Source organism: Rahnella victoriana (genome assembly GCF_021276285.1).
In the GTDB taxonomy this organism is placed as follows: Bacteria; Pseudomonadota; Gammaproteobacteria; order Enterobacterales; family Enterobacteriaceae; genus Rahnella; species Rahnella victoriana.
Genome location: NZ_CP089919.1, coordinates 3156784 through 3175972 on the forward strand (window position 1 = coordinate 3156784; position 19189 = coordinate 3175972).

19 protein-coding genes are annotated in these 19189 nt (G+C 53.7%); 6 read left to right on the forward strand and 13 right to left on the reverse strand.

Annotated elements, in window-relative coordinates; all coding sequences use genetic code 11:
* Nucleotides 1-19: 19 nt before the first annotated feature.
* Entirely contained in the window at nucleotides 20-649 is a 630-nt protein-coding gene (locus J9880_RS14570; protein ID WP_232769518.1) for a flavin reductase family protein, read from the reverse strand.
* A 206-nt stretch (nucleotides 650-855) separates the two neighbouring features.
* Between J9880_RS14570 and rlmF the strand changes: the two genes are divergently transcribed.
* Nucleotides 856-1824, forward strand: coding sequence for a 23S rRNA (adenine(1618)-N(6))-methyltransferase RlmF (gene rlmF, locus J9880_RS14575; protein ID WP_232769519.1), 969 nt, complete (start codon nucleotides 856-858; stop codon nucleotides 1822-1824).
* 342 nt (nucleotides 1825-2166) lie between these two features.
* Nucleotides 2167-3477, forward strand: coding sequence for a methyl-accepting chemotaxis protein (locus J9880_RS14580; RefSeq protein ID WP_232769520.1), 1311 nt, complete (start codon nucleotides 2167-2169; stop codon nucleotides 3475-3477).
* Nucleotides 3478-3626: 149 nt separating this feature from the next.
* On the opposite strand, the gene ybiO is transcribed toward J9880_RS14580, so the two are convergent.
* The 10 genes from ybiO to rhtA all read right to left on the reverse strand — a co-directional run bounded on the left by ybiO (nucleotide 3627) and on the right by rhtA (nucleotide 13076).
* Nucleotides 3627-5825 (reverse strand): mechanosensitive channel protein, encoded by a 2199-nt coding sequence (gene ybiO / locus J9880_RS14585; RefSeq protein WP_232769521.1) that lies wholly within the window; start codon nucleotides 5823-5825, stop codon nucleotides 3627-3629.
* Nucleotides 5826-6094: 269 nt separating this feature from the next.
* Nucleotides 6095-6817 carry a glutamine ABC transporter ATP-binding protein GlnQ gene (gene glnQ, locus J9880_RS14590; protein WP_095922760.1) on the reverse strand — a complete coding sequence of 241 codons (723 nt, stop codon included), beginning with the start codon at nucleotides 6815-6817 and terminating at the stop codon, nucleotides 6095-6097.
* Nucleotides 6814-7473 (reverse strand): glutamine ABC transporter permease GlnP, encoded by a 660-nt coding sequence (gene glnP / locus J9880_RS14595; RefSeq protein WP_013574682.1) that lies wholly within the window; start codon nucleotides 7471-7473, stop codon nucleotides 6814-6816. Before glnP ends, glnQ begins: the two co-directional genes overlap by 4 nt.
* Nucleotides 7474-7582: 109 nt before the next feature.
* On the reverse strand, nucleotides 7583-8326 hold the full coding sequence (gene glnH / locus J9880_RS14600) for a glutamine ABC transporter substrate-binding protein GlnH (RefSeq protein ID WP_013574683.1): 744 nt from the start codon (nucleotides 8324-8326) through the stop codon (nucleotides 7583-7585).
* 401 nt (nucleotides 8327-8727) lie between these two features.
* Nucleotides 8728-8994: a DksA/TraR family C4-type zinc finger protein gene (locus J9880_RS14605; RefSeq protein WP_119822529.1), complete on the reverse strand. Its 267-nt coding sequence runs from the start codon at nucleotides 8992-8994 to the stop codon at nucleotides 8728-8730.
* Between the two features lie 121 nt (nucleotides 8995-9115).
* A complete protein-coding gene (dps, locus tag J9880_RS14610) occupies nucleotides 9116-9619 on the reverse strand; it encodes a DNA starvation/stationary phase protection protein Dps (protein ID WP_015689551.1) in 504 nt (167 codons plus the stop codon).
* Nucleotides 9620-10033: 414 nt separating this feature from the next.
* Nucleotides 10034-10711, reverse strand: a complete 678-nt coding sequence (locus tag J9880_RS14615) for an anti-sigma factor (RefSeq protein WP_232769522.1) — start codon at nucleotides 10709-10711, stop codon at nucleotides 10034-10036.
* Complete coding sequence (locus J9880_RS14620; protein WP_119822527.1) at nucleotides 10708-11289, reverse strand: RNA polymerase sigma factor; 582 nt, start codon at nucleotides 11287-11289, stop codon at nucleotides 10708-10710. Before J9880_RS14620 ends, J9880_RS14615 begins: the two co-directional genes overlap by 4 nt.
* Nucleotides 11290-11354: 65 nt before the next feature.
* Entirely contained in the window at nucleotides 11355-11918 is a 564-nt protein-coding gene (locus J9880_RS14625; protein WP_095922755.1) for a fasciclin domain-containing protein, read from the reverse strand.
* 189 nt (nucleotides 11919-12107) lie between these two features.
* Nucleotides 12108-13076 carry a threonine/homoserine exporter RhtA gene (gene rhtA, locus J9880_RS14630; protein WP_095922754.1) on the reverse strand — a complete coding sequence of 323 codons (969 nt, stop codon included), beginning with the start codon at nucleotides 13074-13076 and terminating at the stop codon, nucleotides 12108-12110.
* 400 nt (nucleotides 13077-13476) lie between these two features.
* Here rhtA and ompX point away from each other — a divergent pair, with 400 nt between their 5' ends.
* A complete protein-coding gene (gene ompX, locus J9880_RS14635) occupies nucleotides 13477-14010 on the forward strand; it encodes an outer membrane protein OmpX (RefSeq protein WP_095922753.1) in 534 nt (177 codons plus the stop codon).
* Nucleotides 14011-14114: 104 nt separating this feature from the next.
* Here ompX and J9880_RS14640 read toward each other — a convergent pair whose 3' ends face one another.
* Together J9880_RS14640 and J9880_RS14645 are read right to left on the reverse strand one after the other, a co-directional pair.
* Nucleotides 14115-15125, reverse strand: coding sequence for an ABC transporter permease (locus tag J9880_RS14640; protein WP_232769523.1), 1011 nt, complete (start codon nucleotides 15123-15125; stop codon nucleotides 14115-14117).
* A complete protein-coding gene (locus J9880_RS14645) occupies nucleotides 15122-16603 on the reverse strand; it encodes a sugar ABC transporter ATP-binding protein (protein ID WP_232770475.1) in 1482 nt (493 codons plus the stop codon). Before J9880_RS14645 ends, J9880_RS14640 begins: the two co-directional genes overlap by 4 nt.
* A gap of 295 nt (nucleotides 16604-16898) precedes the next feature.
* Between J9880_RS14645 and J9880_RS14650 the strand changes: the two genes are divergently transcribed.
* Genes J9880_RS14650 through J9880_RS14660 form a run of 3 tightly spaced genes read left to right on the forward strand, consistent with a single transcriptional unit; the run spans nucleotide 16899 to nucleotide 19157 of the window.
* A complete protein-coding gene (locus J9880_RS14650; RefSeq protein WP_119822525.1) occupies nucleotides 16899-17591 on the forward strand; it encodes a CDP-alcohol phosphatidyltransferase family protein in 693 nt (230 codons plus the stop codon).
* Nucleotides 17575-18225, forward strand: a complete 651-nt coding sequence (locus J9880_RS14655) for a lysophospholipid acyltransferase family protein (RefSeq protein WP_095922750.1) — start codon at nucleotides 17575-17577, stop codon at nucleotides 18223-18225. Before J9880_RS14650 ends, J9880_RS14655 begins: the two co-directional genes overlap by 17 nt.
* Complete coding sequence (locus J9880_RS14660; RefSeq protein WP_095922749.1) at nucleotides 18222-19157, forward strand: phosphatidate cytidylyltransferase; 936 nt, start codon at nucleotides 18222-18224, stop codon at nucleotides 19155-19157. Before J9880_RS14655 ends, J9880_RS14660 begins: the two co-directional genes overlap by 4 nt.
* The last annotated feature ends 32 nt before the right edge of the window (nucleotides 19158-19189 follow it).

A 19189-nucleotide genomic window follows, 5' to 3' on the forward strand; every position in this document is an offset into this window, starting at 1 on the left:
TTATCGCAAGATTGTTAACTCAGCGGGCGTCGGGGCGCGTCAGGTCGAAACGTAAGTCTTCGGAAATGGCGTAATACGCCGACGGGCCGCCCGCGCGTAAAACCGGCTCGGCGAGGGCGGTCTGATAAATCCCGTCCACCAGCAGATGTGGCGCGATATGCACGGCGACCACTTCACCCAGCACCAGCCAGGTATCGATATCGCCGCCAGCGGCGGTTTTCAGCTGGATGCATTGCGTGAGTTTGCATTCAAAATTGACCGGACTTTCCAGCACACGGTCGGCGGCCACCAGCGTGCCGGCCTGCGCGGTCAGTCCTGCAAATTCAAATTCATCCACGCCGCGCTCCAGAGAGGCCGAGCTTTCATTCATTTTGACCGCCAGCGAGCGGGTGGTCAGGTTCCAGACGAATTCGCCGGTTTCCACAATGTTTGCCACGCTGTCTTTCCAGCCGCTGCTGGCGAAACCGATGATCGGTGGCCGGTAATTGAAGCAGTTAAAAAAACTGTAGGGCGCGAGATTGCGTTGTCCGGCAGCATTGCGGGAGGAAATCCAGCCGATCGGGCGCGGGCCGACAATGGCGTTCAGCGGGTCATGGGGCAGGCCGTGGCCTTTCGTTGGTTCGTAGTAATAGCGATCATCAGCGGTCATGATTTTCCTCAGCAAATAATTCATAAAGACTATGATTTGTACATTACCGGATTTCATCCCCCGTTGAGCGTTTTTATGTGCCCGTCTGCGACAGGATGCTTCCGGCAGGCAGCGGCGCTTTGTGGTATCTTGTGCGCCATTCATGAATATCCAACGCCTCATCGCATGTTTTATGCGTCGCGCACACCTTTCGGAGAGTCAATCAGGTGGAAAAAAAGAAAGTCTTCCCTCAGGAAAAAAGCGGTCTTCACCCGCGAAATCGTCATCGCAGCCGCTATGATTTCCCGGCCCTGATTGCCAGCAGCCCGGAACTGGCACCGTTCGTTACCGAAAACAAATGGGGCGATTTATCGGTAGATTTCGCCAATCCTCAGGCGGTAAAAGCCCTGAACCGTGCGTTGCTGCGCGACTGCTATCAGATTGAACACTGGGATATCCCCGCTGACTATCTGTGTCCGCCGATCCCGGGACGTGCCGATTACATTCACCATCTGGCCGATTTACTGGCCAGCAGCAACCAGGGCAATATTCCGCAGGGCAAAGACATTTCCGTGCTGGATATCGGCGTCGGCGCGAACTGTATTTACCCGATCATTGGCCTGCGTGAATATGGCTGGCGTTTCACAGCCAGCGAGATTGATGCGGTTTCTATGGCTGCGGCCAAAAAAATCGTGGCGACCAATCCGCTGCTGACCAATCAGGTGCGTTTCCGTTTACAGGCCAAACCGCAGCGTATTCTCGACACCATTATCCGTCACGATGAGCGTTACGACGCAGTGTTGTGTAATCCGCCATTCCACGCCTCTGCGGCGGATGCGGCGTCTGGCAGTCAGCGTAAACGTCAGAATCTCGGTCTGGATCGTCGTGCCGGTACCGCAGAACTGAACTTTGGCGGCCAGCACAACGAATTATGGTGTGAAGGCGGCGAAGAAGCGTTTGTGGTTCGCATGGCCGAAGAGAGCGCCGGTAAAGCGCAGAACTGTTTCTGGTACACGGTGCTGGTTTCTAAAAAAACGACATTGCCGTTACTGTATGACGCGCTGAGTGAAGAGGGTGCGACGGATGTCCGCACTGTCGAAATGGTTCACGGTAACAAGATCAGCCGTTTCGTGGCCTGGACATTCCTGACGCCTTCACAGCAAAAAAGCTGGGCAATCAAACGCTGGTCAGTTTGATCACGGGGTGAATTGCCTTAGTCCAGCGCGTTCATCTGACAGTGAACGCGCCGGAAAAAATAGTCCGGCATCCCCCTTTCTTTTTCAGTGGAATAAATTATGATTAATTCACTATAAGAAAGTTGATTAATTATCTGAGTAATGATTTTGCGCGTGACTTTATTTTTCACCGCATGCTGTTGTTTTTGTACGTTCCTGCCTGCAACCCACCCAGGGGTCATACTAATGTTACGCCGGTTATTATCAGCATTATTAATAACCTGTGAAACTTAGCACGTGTTTAATTCAGTTAATTGCCTTTTGTGCATTAATTCACGTTATCTGCCACAGGGTGTCTGTCCTATGCAATTATTTTCTCATCAATTTAGTACGGCATGGCGTGATAAGTTCGCGGCTATCCAGCAGGCAGTCCCGATGATTGCCTTCTCGCCAGAGGGCGTGGTGCTTGAGGTCAACGATCTGTTTCTCAGCAGCATGGGTTACAGCAGAAACGAAGTGATAGGCCAGCCTCACCGGATGTTCTGTACCCCGGAATTTGTTGCCAGCGATGCGTATCGCCTGCACTGGGAGGGTTTACGGCAGGGGAAGTCCGTCAGTGGAAATATTAAACGTGTGCAAAAGAATGGAAACTTAATCTGGCTGGAAGCCACTTACATTCCGGTAAAAAATAAACAAGGCAAAGTCACTGAAATAATTAAAATTGCCAGTGATGTCTCCGAAAGAATTAACGAATCGCACGAACACCAGGGAATTCTACAAGCACTTGAACGTTCTATGGCGCTGATTACTTTCACGCCTGATGGTCATGTCATTTCTGCAAACAATAACTTCATGAAAGTCATGGGGTATTCGTTGCAACAGATTAAAGGCCATTCCCACGCGATGTTTTGTCTTCCGCAATACCGTGACTCTCACGAATACCGCAATCACTGGCAGCGCCTGCGCAACGGCGAGTTTATTCTTGGCCGTTTTGAGCGGGTGAATGGCCGGGGTCAGTCCATCTGGCTGGAAGCCAGTTACAACCCGGTGATTGATGACGACGGCAAAGTGGTGAAGGTTGTCAAAATCGCGCAGGACATCACGGCGCAGATGGATCAGCAGCGTCAGCAGGAAAGCATGATGACGCATGTGCATAAGTTGTCGCTGACCACCGATAAAACCGCCGCAGAAGGCGTCACCATCGTGCAGAAAGCGGTGGAGGACATGCAGGAAGTGGAAGCACTTGCCCGCCGGACCTCCGACATCATCGGACAATTAGGTCAGACGTCAGAACGCATCGGCGAAATGGTCGACACCATCCGGCGCATCTCATCGCAAACCAATCTGTTAGCCATTAACGCCACCATCGAAGCCGCCCACGCAGGCGAGCAAGGCAGGGGATTCGCCGTGGTCGCCGGAGAAGTCCGCTCACTTGCCGATCAGTCGCGAAAAGCGGCGGTTGAGATTGATCAGCTGACCCAGAATATCCGCGACGGCGTCATGGCCGCCATCGACGGCATGGGCAACTGCGTTAACCGCGCAGGCGGCGGTGTCGCGTTGAGCCGCAATGCCGGTGATGTCATCAATCAGGTCAACCTCGGCATGCAGGATCTGGTGCGGATGATGGCGGAATTTTCCGTTGTCGCGAGGGACCAGGGGCAGACGAGGCATTAGTTGTCGTTTTGCTCCCTCCCCTGCGAAGGGGAGGGTTGGGGTGGGGTATTAAGGTCAAAATCCGCCGTTAAAGTGTACTTTTACCAAGGCTTAATCTTTAAAACCCCCTCCCGGCCTCCCCCTTCGCAGGGGGAGGAGCAGGTCAAAACCTAAGACACAGCCATTTTCCCCGGATTTTCTGGCGGCAAGCCTTCATCTTTATAAATCTGCACTGCCTGCCTCGGCATCGCCATGCCGGCTTTCTCGAAGTGGATTTTCACCAGCCTGTCTAGCGCGTACTGCACCGTCCATTGCTCCAGCGCTTTGGTGCGCACCAGCACGCGGATAGTGAAGAACTGGTCGCCTAATCCCACCACACCCTGGAAGGTCGGTTCGCCAAGCAACAGCGGTTTGATTTTCTCGTCCTGCTGCAACTCTTCCACGGCCTGACGCAGGACGTCATTGGCTTTATCCACGTCTTCGTCGCGGCTGATGTTATAGCTGGCGCGGTAGACGCCAAATTCACGCTCGTAGTTGGAGAGGGTGGTGATCGACGAATAAGGCACGATATGGAAGACGCCGTAAATGTCGCGCAGGCCGATTGAGCGGATGGTCATGCTTTCGACCGTGCCGGTGATCCCCATGACGGTGACGTACTCGCCGGTATTCATGCCGTTTTCAAACTGGATGAAGATCCCGGTGATGACGTCTTTCACCAGCGTCTGGGCACCGAAGCTGACCGCCAGACCCAGCGCACCGGCACCGGCGAGCAGGGGCGCAATATTCAGCCCGATTTGCGAAAGCATAATCATCACGGTAATAGTGCAAATTACGATGGCGAGCACGTTACGGAACAGCGTCAGTAACGTGCGTTCGCGGGCGCTCGGGCGTGCGCCGTTGCTCAGTTCCTGCCCCAGACGGTGTTCAATCATGCTGGCCAGCAGCGTCCAGCCGACAATCGCAAAGCACAAGATAAACAGGATATGTCCCAGCCCGCTGATCACTTTCTCACCGGTGTCGGTCATAAACCATTTATTGAGGTTGAAGATGTGCCAGGCATCCAGCAGCGACAGGGTGACGCTGAGCACCACCAGCACGCGGATGATTTTCAGACCCGCCGGAATGTACGAGTTGATGCGTTTTTGCAGCAGGGGATAACGGCGGTTAACGTCGTCGGGCAGGGTAATGCGGCGGTTGATCCAGCGCGAAAGCAGACCGGAGAGCAGGGCGCCGAGGGCGATCACCACCAGACTTTTCAGCGTGGCCGTCATCATAAACCGCAGGCTGCCCGCAAAATCAAACTGTGACAGGAAAAACAGCACCACAAAATAACTGACAGCCAGCAGATGCCAGACATGCCCGAGGGCGCGCAGGATCACGCTGAAAAAGGCCATTGAGCGTTCGGCCAGCAAATTGAATTCGCGGTGGATGGTGCGCCGGTTATGCATAATCAGCCAGCTGGCATACACCGTCAGCGCAAGCATCACCACGAAATTGACTACCGCCGCCGTGGTGTAATTGATTTGCGTGGCAACGACCGGCACGCCCACCATCAGCGCATAGCCAATCAGGCCGCTGACCCATGCCAGACGGGTATTCCAGTAGCGTGCGGTCATGTCGGTCAGCGGGAACGGACGAAGATAGCTGAAGCCGGGCGCAAAGATCAGCCGCAGTACGGCTTTGAAAAATTCAATGACGGCAAAGGCGCTGAGAAACAACGCCTGCTGGCGTGCAATGAGTGCGCTGCCACCGTTCACATATTGGGTGAACAGGTTTCCGGCGGCGACAGTCAGCAGCAAAATGACCACATCAATGGCAAACGCGCCCAGAATGCTGGCGGGCAACTGATACCAGTGCGCCTGTTTCAGGCGGGCGTTATTTCCCCAGCGCCCCAGACGGACATACAGCGGGCCGACAAGTTTACGAATCAGATGAAACAGGGCAAACGTCACGGCAACGGTTAACAGAAAATATCCCAGCGCCGGAAAAAAACGATCGGCGCGAAAATGATGCTGCGGGCCGGAGTCGATGGTCTCTTTCAGTTTTTCTACGCGCTGTCTGAACTGCGCGACAGTCTCTTGCGTGGTATCGACCAGCTCATCGATCAGGGAAAGCTGTTGCGGCTTAGGTTCGCTCTTTTCAGCGGCGGGAGCAGGCGCTGGCGTTTCGCTTTTGGCCGCTTCACGCAGATGTGAAATCAATTCAGCCCTGGCTTTATCATCCTGAAGAATATCGGCCAGCGCAGTGTAAGAGGCTTTTTGCTGATCGGCACCGGCGGGGTTTTCTGCCGCGTGGCTGAAGGCACTGAACAGAGCCAGCGTGATGAACAGCAAGGTGAAAAGTAAATGTGTCTGGATGCGGTGAGCCAACGGAGTCCTGTCGTTATGCGGCATTGTTCCTCTCTCAAATAAGGCGTTTTCGAAGGTGGGTAGTGTAGGTAATTGTGGCGAGCGATGTGTAGGGTGACGTGCGATAAGCAGGCAGCGTTACAAAAACTCCCTCCCCTGCGAAGGGGAGGGTTGGGGTGGGGTATTAAGGTCAAAAACCAAAGTCAAAGTGTGCTTTAGCAAGGATTTTATCTGCTAAACCCCCTCCCTGCCTCCCCCTTCGCAGGGCGAGGAGAACGGCAGCGTCACGCTTAAGAAACGTGTTGCAGGAACTCGCGCAGACGCTCGCTCGGCGGATTGTTTACCAGATCCGACGGTTTACCGTCTTCTGCAATGCGGCCTTTATCGATGAAGATCAGGCGGGAGGCCACTTTCTCGGCAAAGCCGACTTCGTGGGTCACGATCACCATCGTCATGCCTTCTTCTGCCAGTTGCTTCATGACGGTCAGCACTTCGTGACGCAGTTCAGGATCCAGCGCAGAGGTTGGCTCATCAAACAGCATCAGTTTAGGCTTAACTGCCAGCGCACGGGCAATCGCCACGCGCTGCTGCTGGCCACCGGACAGCTCTGACGGATAGTGGTTGGCCCGTTCGGACAGGCCCACTTTCGCCAGCAGTTCTTTCGCCAGTTTATTGGCTTCATCTTTCGACGCGCCACGCACACGGATCGGGCCGAACGCCACGTTTTCCAGTGCGGTCATGTGCGGGAACAGATAGAACTGCTGGAACACCATACCGGCTTCCTGGCGGATCAGACGTTCGTCGACTTTCGGATCGTTGACTTTCAGGCCATCAACAATCAGTTCGCCGGAAGTGATTTCTTCCAGCTTGTTGATGCAACGCAGCAACGTGGATTTACCGGAGCCGGACGGCCCGATGATAACCACGACTTCACCCTGAGAAATGTTCAGATCGATGTCGTGGAGCACCTGGGTTTTACCAAAGTGTTTTGAGACGTTCTTGAATTCAATCATATAATTTTCAGTTTGCGTTCTAAGCGGCGCAGAACAAAGCTCAGAGCCAGCGTGATGATCAGATAGATAACAGCCACCGCACTCCAGATTTCCATGGCGCGGAAGTTGCCGGCGATGATTTCCTGGCCCTGACGGGTCAGCTCGGCGACACCGATAACGATAAACAGGGACGTGTCTTTGATACTGACAATCCACTGGTTACCCAGGGGTGGCAGCATGCGGCGCAACGCCAGCGGCATGATGATGTAACGCAGGGTCGCACGGCGGGATAAACCCAGTGCCAGACCGGCTTCACGGAAACCGTTGTGAATAGACAACACCGCGCCACGCGTAATTTCCGCGATATACGCACCGGAGTTGATGATGATTGTCACCACCGCCGCGCTGAACGGATCGATCCGCAGATCGGGCACCATCATCGGCAGTGCGAAATAAATGAACATTACCTGTACGACAATAGGCGTACCGCGAATAAGCTCGATAAAGACCAGTGCGACGTTGCTGCTGAACCAGCCACCAAACGCGCGGGCAAACCCCGCAATCACACCAATAATCAGACCGCCAACCAGACCGAGGACCGAAATCCACAGGGTCATTTTAGCGCCTTCGAGCAGGATAGGCAGAGCGGGCCAAATTACGCTCCAGTCAAACTGCATGGATTATCTCCTGGTAAAACAACAAACTGCGCCTGTCCGGATCACTTTCCGGCAGGCGCTTCTTATCAAGTGCTCTTTCTGAAAAGGAACGACTTAAATGAAAAATGACTTATTTAGGTTCGGTATCAAACCATTTTTTGTAGATGGCTGCGTAAGTACCATTCTCTTTGATGGTTTTCAGCGCGGCGTTGGCTTTTTCACGCAGGTCGCTGCCCTGAGGGAAAGCGATACCGTATTGCTGACCCGCCAGTGAATCACCGACCGCTTTGAACTGACCTTTACCGGCAGTTTTGATGAAGTACAGAATGTTTGGCGTGTCGTGCATCACCGCATCAGCACGGCCTGTGCCCAGTTCCATATAGGCGCTGTCGATGTTCGGGAACTGACGCAGATCTTTGGTCTGCACATTGGCTTTCATGTAATCCACGGAGCTGGTGCCGCTTTTCACTGCCACGGTTTTGCCTTTCAGATCAGCAACGCTTTTGATCGCGTCGTTGTTGCTCTTAACCATCACCATCAGGCCGCTGTTGTAATAGCCGTCAGAGAAGTCGATCGCTTTTTTACGTTCCGGCGTGATGGTGATACCCGCCAGCGCCAGATCGATGTTATGTGTTTGCAGGGCAGGAATGATGCCGCCGAAATCCATTGGTTTCAGTTCATAAGAGACTTTCATCTCTTTGGCGACCGCGTCCCACAGGTCAATGTCGAAGCCGACGTACTTGTCGCCTTGTTTGAATTCAAACGGTACAAACGCAGTGTCGGTAGCTACGATCAGTTTTTTATCTGCTGCGTGGGAGCTAACGGCAAAGGCCAGAGTTAACGCGGCCAGGGAAACTTTTAAGAGTGACTTCATCAGTGAATTTCCTTTGTACATATTATGGGAACGACTTTATATTACGGCCTGTTTATGCAATATTCATGCCAAAAACGATGCATATTAAAATTCAATGGTTTAACGTCGTGCTGAACCGATCAAGCTGACATTTACGGCAGCAAGGCACCATTATGGTGCGTTGTTGCAGGTTGTCATGTTCTCTCATGGTGCACAGCCTCATCATTAACCAGATGTTGTCTTTTAAACAATCATTAATTAACAAATGCGCTGCTCAAATGATAACTCGCTCTAACTTTCCCGGAACATGGGGAAAACGAGTGCTCAGTTTTGAAGCAGATGTAAAGGAAGGGAAGGGAGTATTCACGCAGGAAATAGCTTTCGTTGAACCATAATGGTGCATGGGTATATAAGAAAAAGTGCTAGCGTAACTGGCTGTCTTTGCTGCCACGACGATTATATCCGGCATGATCCTGCTGTTTTTTGTCCAGTGCGGCCTGACAGTTCACACAATACTGAACGCCCTGAAGTGCTTTTCTGCGGGCTTCGGGGATTGGCTCTCCGCACTCTTTGCAATAGTGCGCACTTTCGCCATGTCCGAGGGACTGACGTGCGCGTTCGACGGCATCGCTGACTGTCGAATCGATCTGATCCTGAACGGCGCCATCTTGCGCCCAACCGCTTGCCATGACTGACCTCCGGAATGACCTCAGAAAAAGTAAAAACGGGCCGGTGATCTCCACCCGCCCGCTTCGCATTGATCTTCATACATGTTGCCGCAGCCTAATCACTGCGGCTACCGAGTCCTGATTACTCGATATTGGATTCAATGAACCACAGGAATTTATCCAGGTCGCGCGATGCGGCAGTGAAAATATCTGCGGTATCTTCATCTTCAACTTCGCCGATGGCTTTACGGGTGTCGTTCGCGACCACGCCATAACGCTCAGCCAGTGCTTTCAGATGTTCCTGCACGGTGTGGATATTGGTCGGGTAGCTTTTCAGCGGGGTTTTATCATTCACCACCTGCACGGTACCCAGTGCCACGCCGCCTAATTGCACCACACGTTCTGCGATGGTGTCCTGATGATCAATAATCGCAGTACGGAAACCATCAAGCATTTCATGGACGGCAATAAAGTTTGCGCCACGCATATTCCAGTGAGCCTGTTTGGTGATCAGCGATAAATCGATATATTCCGTCACCAGACGGTTCAGCACCTTGATAGTATTCAGTTTAACGCTTTCATCTAAATCGTTGCGTGTGTAGATAAGTTCAGAAGATTTCGTTTTGACCAGTTTAGCGGTACTCATATTTAGATCTCCTTGTTTCGCTTACTGTTAATTAATAGGTATTTCAGAACTGCATACAGTATAGCAATAAATGGGCATTTTGCCGGGCAGTCATTCCTATCGCTATGATAGCTGCCGCCATGTGATGCGTTACACCACACAGGTATTTACCGTATCACACTGTTTTCAAAGTGAGATAGGAATGTTCCTGAACGGGCTTCATGTTTTTTGTGGTTTTCATTTTTTACGGGTGAAGTATTAATGAATGTAACATGAAATATCGGGATATATATTCGCCGGGGGAGGGTTGCGGTATATCCAGACTGGAATGAGACATATTAACAAATAAGAATGATTACAGTGTTAATCCGCAAAGATTATTATCCCGGCAGAAATGACGCCGCCGGGATAATAAGCCCACTACGATATTCTCAGCTACATTCTCAGCGCGCCACTGTAGAGTACGGCACCGGTCGGTTGTCCGGTCGGCGACCCCCCGCGCGGCTCCAGGCTTATCGCCAGCGTATAGCCCGGATCAGGCATCTTCGCGGCCAGCGTCAGTTGCGTCGGTTGTTGGGTGTTCAGCAAGCCGAGCGAGCGGGGTTTGCCGCCCGGCGGAATGGCCCACAGTTCGAGGCTGCGGTCCGTGGCAATACTCTGCGCGTTAAGCGGCGTCAGCATCAGGCTGCGGGTGCTTTTATCGACACTGACCACCCACTGGCCGCTTTGCGCACCGGCGTTGCTGGCCAGAATCGCCACCGGTGTCGGTGCTTCTGGCTGCACCAGCAGGCGCGGGATCAGCAGCAATGCGGCAAGCCCGGCGGCCAGCGCCCAGCCAACATAACCACGCACCGGTCTTTTAGATGCCGGCATCAGGCGGACAGGCTGGAGCGCGAGACTATGCTGAATGCGCTTCCACACCGACGCGGGTGGGATCACCGGCACAATCTGATTATCCAGTTGGGTGAAGGCTTCCTCCCAGCGGGCGACTTCCGCCGCCAGTTCAGGATCCGCCTGCATTTTTTGCTCGAACTGTCTCCGGGCTGCGCCGCGCAACGTGCCGAGCGCATATTCAGCCGCGAGGGCAGCATGATAATGGCTTCTGCTTTTCATAGTCCGACGCAGCTCTTTAAGTGATCCAGGGCGCGACGGATCCAGCTTTTGATCGTCCCCAGAGGTTGTTGCAGATGGGATGACACCTCGCCGTGCGACAGGCCCTGATAATAGGCAAGGATCAGGCTTTGTCGTTGTTCGGCGGGAAGGTGCGCGAGGCAGGCGGCGAGAATTTTGGCGTCGCTGTCCTGTTGCAGCCGTTGCAAGGGTTCATCGTTGTCGCTGGCATCGCTGTCGCCCATTGTGTCATCCAGTTCATCTAACTGGTTGTCGCTCCCGCGCATCCAGTCGATAGCGCGGTTGCGGACAATGTGCGTGAGCCAGGTCATCGGGGAACTGAGCGCCGGATTATAAGAGGCGGCGCGGTTCCACGCGGTGATATAGCTGTCGTGTAACACTTCTTCTGCCCAGGCATGTCGCCGCAACATGCGTAATGCGACGGCGAACAGCCGGGGGGACGTCAGACGATATAGCTGCTCAAATGCCTGACGATCGCCAACGGCCATGGCGCTCATCAGTTCGCGCTGGATTTCCGGCGCTTTCTCTGGTGTTGGCTTAACTAAAAAATTGTCATGCATTCGCCCGTCCTGACTTACTGAGGTGCTGTTTCATAAGAGAAATCATGCCCTCAGTATAGTCGGTATTATTTTGGCATCAGGACGGTATCAATGACGTCGATCACACCGTTCTTCTGCTGGACGTCATAAGTGCTGATATTGGCGACATTCCCTTTGCCATCTTTGAGCTGAATATTGTGCGGACCGTTATTCATGATCCACAGTGGCTGGCCGTTAACGGTTTTCAGTTCCGCCGTGCCGTTGCCTTTTTTCAGCAGTTTTTCCAGATCTTTCATTTCATATTTACCTGCCACCACGTGATAGGTAAGGATGCTGGTCAGCGTGGCTTTGTTTTCAGGTTTCACCAGATTATCCACGGTGCCTGCCGGTAATTTAGCAAAGGCCGCGTTGGTCGGGGCGAAAACAGTAAACGGCCCTTTGCCCTGCAGGGTATCTACCAGACCGGCGGCTTTCACTGCCGCGACCAGCGTGGTGTGGTCTTTCGAATTCAGGGCATTTTCGACGATATTTTTGGACGGATACATTTCAGCGCCACCGACCATGGTGGTGCTCTGGGACATCATTGCTGCCATTGACGCAGTGCTCAGCAGGAGAGAAGCACAGATTGCGGTACGGAGTAAGGTTTTCATGATGGTGTCCTTAGAGTGTTAAGTAGGTAAGGTCTTGCCTCACCTCTATACATACGAATGACCCCCTGCTTTTGGATGCAGGAAAAACGATAAAAAAGTGAAATAAACGAACGTTATTTTTAATGCCTTGATACCAAAGAAAAAAGCCACGTTCTGAACACGCGGCTTTTTAGCAGAAAAGGGGCAGGATTATTTACCGGAAGGCGTATTGCCGGGAATATCCACCGTTTCGATTTTGGTTTTACGTTGCAGCGTCAGCGTGGAACCGGCAGAGGCCGCGATAATCGCCGCCAGCCCGAGCCACTGTGTTGCCGTCAGGAATTCCCCGAGGAAGATAATGCCGGAAAGGGCAGCCATCGCCGGTTCCATGCTCATCAGCGTGCCGAAGGTTTTGGCAGGCAGTTTGGTCAGCGCCATCATTTCAAGTGAATAGGGGATGGCGGAAGTGAGCAGGGCGATCAGCAAGCCCAGCGGTAAAATTTCCCAGCTGAAAATCGAGGTATGCGCCTGAACGGCACCGATCGGGAAGAAGATTAACGCGGCAATCAGGGAACCCATCGCGGCGGTCCCCGGCCCGTAACTGCTGCCTGCGCGCTGTCCGGCGAGAATATACACCGCCCAGCAGGCCCCGGCGATCAGCGCAAAACATGCCCCTTTCAGATCGACGCCACCGGCACTTTGCCCGAGCGGCAACAGGAAAAACAGGCCGAGCACCGCCAGCACCACCCAGATGAAATCGACCGGACGGCGTGAGGAGAACATCGCGACCGCCAGCGGGCCGGTGAATTCCAGTGCAACGGCAATGCCCAGCGGCACCGTCCGCAGCGCCAGATAAAACGAATAGTTCATACAGCCGAGCGCCAGCCCGTACATCAGCAGCGCCCGCAAATTACCGCCGCGCATTTTCAGGCGCCACGGACGAAAATAGAGAAGCAACAGGATCGAGCCGATACCCAGACGCAGCGCCGTGACGCCTTGCGGGCCAACCACGGGGAACAGGGTTTTTGCCAGTGACGCGCCCCCCTGCAGGGAAAGCATGGCGATCAGTAACAACAGAATCGCAATCAGCGGAGAGGCTTTTTTCGGTAATGCGGGAACCGGAGGGCTGTTGTTATGCGTCGCAGATTCCTGCGGCTTATGTTGTCCTGACTGTGTCATCCATTGCGCCTTTTGAGGTGATCCCATGAATCCGGAACTTCAGATTTATAGTTTTGAAAAGAAAGGTAAAGAGCAGTCAGTGTAGTGGGAAATCAGGAGAGAAAAAATCTCTGAAAAAAAGTTTTTTTTGGAGCGGCTTTCTGAAAAAATGGCTGAAAATAGTTCATTTTTTGTCCAAAACTTTAGGATTTATCTGCTAATCTTAAAAAGTTCAATAAGTTTACCTTATAGTTTTTGTGGCAAAAATCACAATAAAATTATAAGGATACACTATGTTGGAAACTTTCTGTTACACCATATGATGCTTTGGACATCTATAATCAGGCAGAGTTTCACACTGCTTTTTGTTATATTTTCAAACGTGAAGGTTACTTTGGTTTCTCTTTTTGAGGTGGTTATTATGAAAAAAATCGCATGTCTTTCCGCATTAGCTTGCGTTGTTGCACTGGGCGTTTCTACAAGCGCATTCGCTGATACCAGCACCGTTACCGCTGGCTACGCACAGGGTGATATGCAAGGCGTTGCTAACAAAGCAAACGGCTTCAACTTAAAATACCGCTACGAACAAGATAACAACCCACTGGGCGTTATCGGTTCTTTCACTTACATTGAAGACGACAGCACTCCGGCTTCTGGTGACTACCGTAAAGGTCAATACTACGGCATCACTGCAGGTCCTGCTTACCGTCTGAACGACTGGGCTTCCATCTACGGTGTTGTAGGTGTGGGTTACGGTAAATCTCAGTACACCGAATCAGCAGCATCTACCGCTGGCCGTGAAAAATACGATTCAAGCGATTACGGTTTCTCTTACGGTGCTGGTCTGCAGTTCAACCCAATCGAAAACGTTGCTCTTGACGTTTCCTACGAACAGTCCCGCATCCGCAGTGTTGATGTTGGCACCTGGATCGCAGGCGTGGGTTACCGCTTCTAATTCTTCGCTTTTGCGTAACGTCTCGTCGTTACACGAAAACGAAAGCAAAAACCGCTCAGCTGAGCGGTTTTTTTATGCCTGAAATCTGATATCACGGAAAAAAATCACCGCTTCTGAATATACGTCAGCGCCAGCGCCACTGCCAGCACCAGCCCTTTAATGATATCCATCGCATAATACGGCACCGATAACATCACCAGCCCGTTCGACAACACGCCTAAAATCACCGCGCCGAGCAGGGTTCCCAGCGCATTCGGCTTACCGGAACCGGCCAGTGAGAAACCGATATACGCGGCGGCAACGGCGTCCATCAGATAACCGCCACCGGCATTGACCTGAGAAGAACCAATGCGCGAAGCCAGCAATATTCCGCCCGCACCGGCAAGCACCGATGACATCACATAAGCAATCACCCGGTAGCGCGCGGTGCGGATACCGGCCAGACGTGCGGCCAGCGGGTTGCCGCCAATGGCGTACATGCGGCGGCCATGTTTGGTCAGTGACATAAACAGCTGCACCGCGACAGTGACAACGGCCATCACGATCACAATCACCGGCACCTGACCGAGCAGGCTGAACACCGCAGGGACCGTGCCTTCGGCCATGTCGCCGCTTGGCAATAACATGTTTTCAGTGATGGAACCGCCGTAGCTGTAAGTCATCGCTGCGCCCTGAATCACAAACAGACTGGCGAGGGTGGCCAGCATGTCAGGAATTTTCAGGATCACGATCAGAAAGGCGTTAAACAGGCCGACCAGCGTACACAGCGCCAGCGTGATCAGAATGGCTTCGGTGGTGCCGAATCCGTGCCAGACGAACATCGAAATCACCAGCGCATTGGCAAGCGATGCCGTTGAGCCGACGGATAAATCGAAGCCGCCGACGGCCAGTGAGATCGACACGCCGATGGCAATCACCGTGACGATGGCAATCGAGCGCAGAATATTGATGATATTCGAAGGTTCGAGGAAGTTATCGGAGGCGATGCCAAACGCGGCGATCAGCAATACCACGGTCAGCAACATGCCCCATTTATACAAAAACTCAAACAGCTGATGACGCCACGGTTGTGGGGCGTAGGGCACGTTTTCTTTACTCACCACGGCTTTGTTCACGCGGGGATTCCTCCGGTTGAATAGGTTAATAAGGTTTCTTCGTCGACGTCTGCGGCGTTCAGTTCGGCGACAATCCGGCCGTCCCATAACACCAGAATGCGGTCGCATAAACCGACCAGTTCGGCGAACTCACCGGAAGCATAAATAATGCCTTTTCCCTGTTGCGCCAGGCCGTCGATCAGCCTGAACACGTCCGTTTTGGCCTTGATGTCTACGCCTTTGGTCGGTTCGTCAAAGATCAACACCTGACTCTCACTGCGCAGCCATTTCCCGATGGCGACCTTTTGCTGGTTGCCGCCGGAAAGCCGGGCCAGCTTCTGCATCGGCCCGGAAGCGCGAATGCCCAAGCGGCTGATAATGTCTTTTGCCCACGACAACGACTGACGCCCGCTGAAAATGCTCCAGCGCGAAAAGGTGTCGTCGGCGGTGACGCTGAGGTTCATCGGGATATTTTCGTCAATGAAAATCCCTTCCTTGCGCCGTTCTTCCGGTACCAGCGCCAGTCCCTGTTCCACGGAAAGATGCGGTTCTTTCGGCTTCCACGGTTTGCCGTTCAGCTCACCGCTGTCGACCTGACTCGGCGTCGCACCAAACAGCGCCTTGCACAGTTCGGTTTTCCCGGCACCGGCCAGCCCGGCAATACCGAGGATTTCCCCGCGATGCAAACGCAGAGAGATATCACGCAGTTTGTCTTTATCGTGCATACCCTGAATGCTCAGCAGGGTTTCACCGCTGTGCGGCGGGCGGCGCGGCGGATAAATATCGTCGAGCTGATGGCCGATCATTTTCTCGATAATGTGCTCATTGCTCAGGCCGTCCATACTGTCATCACTCACCAGACGCCCGTCGCGCAATACGGTCATGCGATCGCAGATATCGCGCAGTTCATGAATACGGTGCGAGATAAACACAATCGCCATTCCGGCGGCTTTCAGCTTGCGTACCAGCGCGAACAGTCGTGCGCTTTCCGCCTGATCCAGCGGGGCGGTGGGCTCATCGAGGATCAGAAAACGACATTTATGCGATAACGCCCGCGCCAGCAAAATCAGCTGTTTTTCTGCCAGCGTACAGCTGTCGATGCGCGCCCTCAGGCTGATGTTCAGCCCGAGTTGTTCGGTCAGCAACTGCGCCTGACGATAAAGCTGCGGCCAGTTGTGCAGATGACCCGGTTCGGCAAGGCGATCGAGCATGATGTTTTCGGCGACGTTAAGCGTCGGCACCAGCGCGACATCAACCTCCTGCTGAACCAGATGAATACCGTGCCCGCGGGCATGATGCGGCAGACGGATGTTAACCGCCGTGCCGTCGATGCTGATTTGCCCGCTGTAATGGTCATGTGTGCCGGAAAGCACCGCCATCAGGGTCGATTTTCCCGCACCGTTCGCGCCGACTAATGCGTGGACGGATCCGCCTTCCAGCGTGAAATCCACCTGGCGCAGGGCAGGGAAACCGGCAAAGGAAATCGAGATGTTGCGCATCTCAAGGAGGGAGGAGGTCACTGGAGGTTCGGCCTTATTAAATAGACGGATGGGGATTCAGACGTTTAGCCGTCTAATACTCTGTAGCAGAGTTTTAACATATCGGCTGATTTTCGCAACCAATTAAATAATCTAAGCCCGCGTCAAAAAAGCATAAGCTGTCGCATGGAAAAAGTTCACGGTGATTTCAGAACAAAAAAGTGTCATCAGGCAGTCAACTTTTATACTATCTGCTCGCCCGTTCAGGGCGGACAAAAAACAGGGTTAACCCCTGACATATAAAGGGATGTTATTTATGGATCTGAATTTAAAAGACCGGCGGCCGATTACCACGCGGGATAAGCGTTGGGCGAAAGACAGTGCGCGCTGGCTGAAAAATAAGGGTGTGACGCCCAACCAGATTTCGGTCGCCAGCATGGCCTTTGCGCTGGTGTCCGGGCTGAGTTTTCTGCTGGCATTTTATGTCGGGTCAGCCGTCGGGCGGGGGATTTTCCTGCTGCTGGCCGCGCTGATGATTCAGGGGCGGCTGATCTGCAATCTGCTCGACGGCATGGTGGCGGTCGAAGGCGGCATGGGCAGCCCGGCGGGGCCGGTGTATAACGAGTTGCCGGATCGCGTTTCCGATACGCTGATTTTACTCGGCGTCGGTTACAGCCTGACGGCCTGGCCGGAGGCGGCCATCCTCGGCTGGGCAGCGGCATTGCTGGCGCTGATGACGGCGTATCTGCGTCTGCTCGGCGGGACCTGCGGGCTGAAACAGCAATTTCTCGGGCCGATGGCGAAGCAGCACCGTATGGCAATCTTGTGCGCCGGTGCGGTGGTGGCGATCTTCCTGCCCGTCCAGTGGGGGCAACTGCTGTTGCTGACCTGCCTGACCATAATCTGCCTCGGCGCGCTGGTAACCTGCTGGCGTCGTGGTGCAGGGATTTTGCGTGACCTGCAGACGCAGGCTGACAAACAAGGAAATGATGATGGATTATCAGACTAAATTACCGCTGGATGGCCGTCTGGTGGCGGGTTTTCTGGTGCGCTTATGCCGTTTGCTGACGGGCATCCGCGCCCGCTGGCTGGCACCCTTGCCGGGAAAACAGGCACGGATTTACTACGCCAATCACTCCAGCCATCTTGACGGCATGGTGATCTGGGCCAGTCTTCCCGCGCGGTTACGCGGCAACGTCCGTCCGGTGGCGGCAGCCGATTACTGGCTTTCCTCAAAATTGCGCCGTTACATCGCCCGCCGCGTGTTTAACGCGGTGCTTATCAAACGTCGCCCTGCCGAAAAGCAGACCGAACAGCCGAATAACGCGCTGGAGCTGATGAATGACCCGCTGCGCAAAGGCCAGTCGCTGATTATTTTCCCCGAGGGCACACGCGGCAACGGTGAAGAAATCTCCCCTTTCAAAAGCGGGATCTGGCATCTGGCGAAAATGAATCCGGATGTGGAACTGGTGCCGGTGTATCTCGAAAACCTTAACCGTGTGTTGCCGAAAGGCTCACGGCTGGTGGTGCCGATCCTGTGTTCCGCCACCTTTGGTGAACCGGTAGAAGGGATCAGGGAAGGGGAAGACAAAACGGAATTCCTGCTTCGTGCAAGGACGGCTCTGGAGGCACTGGCATCATGAATTTTCAGGATAAATCATTAGTTTATTTATTGTGCGGATTGTTCGGTCTGTTACTGATCGCCAGCATTCTGGGGTATCTGATTGCGCTGGTAAAAGGCAATACGCCGGTCGTCGCTAACCTGAATGCCCGCATCCGCGCCTGGTGGATGATGTGTATTTTATCCGTGATGGCGATGTGGTTCGGGCCAGTTGGCTCGACGCTGCTGTTTGCGGTGATGTCGTTTCTGGCGCTGCGCGAATGCATCACGCTGACCCCGACGCGACGCGGCGACCACGAGGCGCTGTTCTGGTGTTTCTTCATCATGCTGCCGCTGCAATATCTGCTGGTGGGCGAACGCTGGTACGGCACATTTGCCATTTTCATTCCGGTGTATGCGTTCCTGTTTATTCCGACCCGTATGGCGCTGGCTGGCGATACCGTGAATTTCCTCGAGCGCAGCGCGAAAATTCAGTGGAGCATGATGCTGGCGGTGTATTGCATCAGCCACGCACCGGCGCTGCTGATGCTGAATATTCCGGGCTATGAGAATCAGAACATCAAGCTGCTGCTGTTCCTGATGATTGTGGTGCAGATTTCGGACGTGTTGCAGTACGTGTTTGGCAAACTGTTCGGTAAACGCCCGATTGCGCCGCGTCTCAGCCCGAATAAAACCCTCGAAGGCTTTGTCGGCGGTATCCTCAGCGCCACGCTGGTGGGTACACTGCTGTGGTGGATCACGCCGTTCGCTCCGTGGCAGGCGGCGCTGATTTCCCTGATTATCACCCTGCTCGGATTCGCAGGTGGCCTGTGCATGTCGGCGATCAAACGCGACCGGGGTGTTAAAGATTTTGGGGCCATGATCGAAGGGCACGGCGGCATGATGGATCGCATCGATTCCCTGTGCTTCGCCGCACCGGTGTTCTTCCACATTATCCGGTTCTACTTTACGTAGTTTCCCGCTTGCACCTCCCCTGCGAAGGGGAG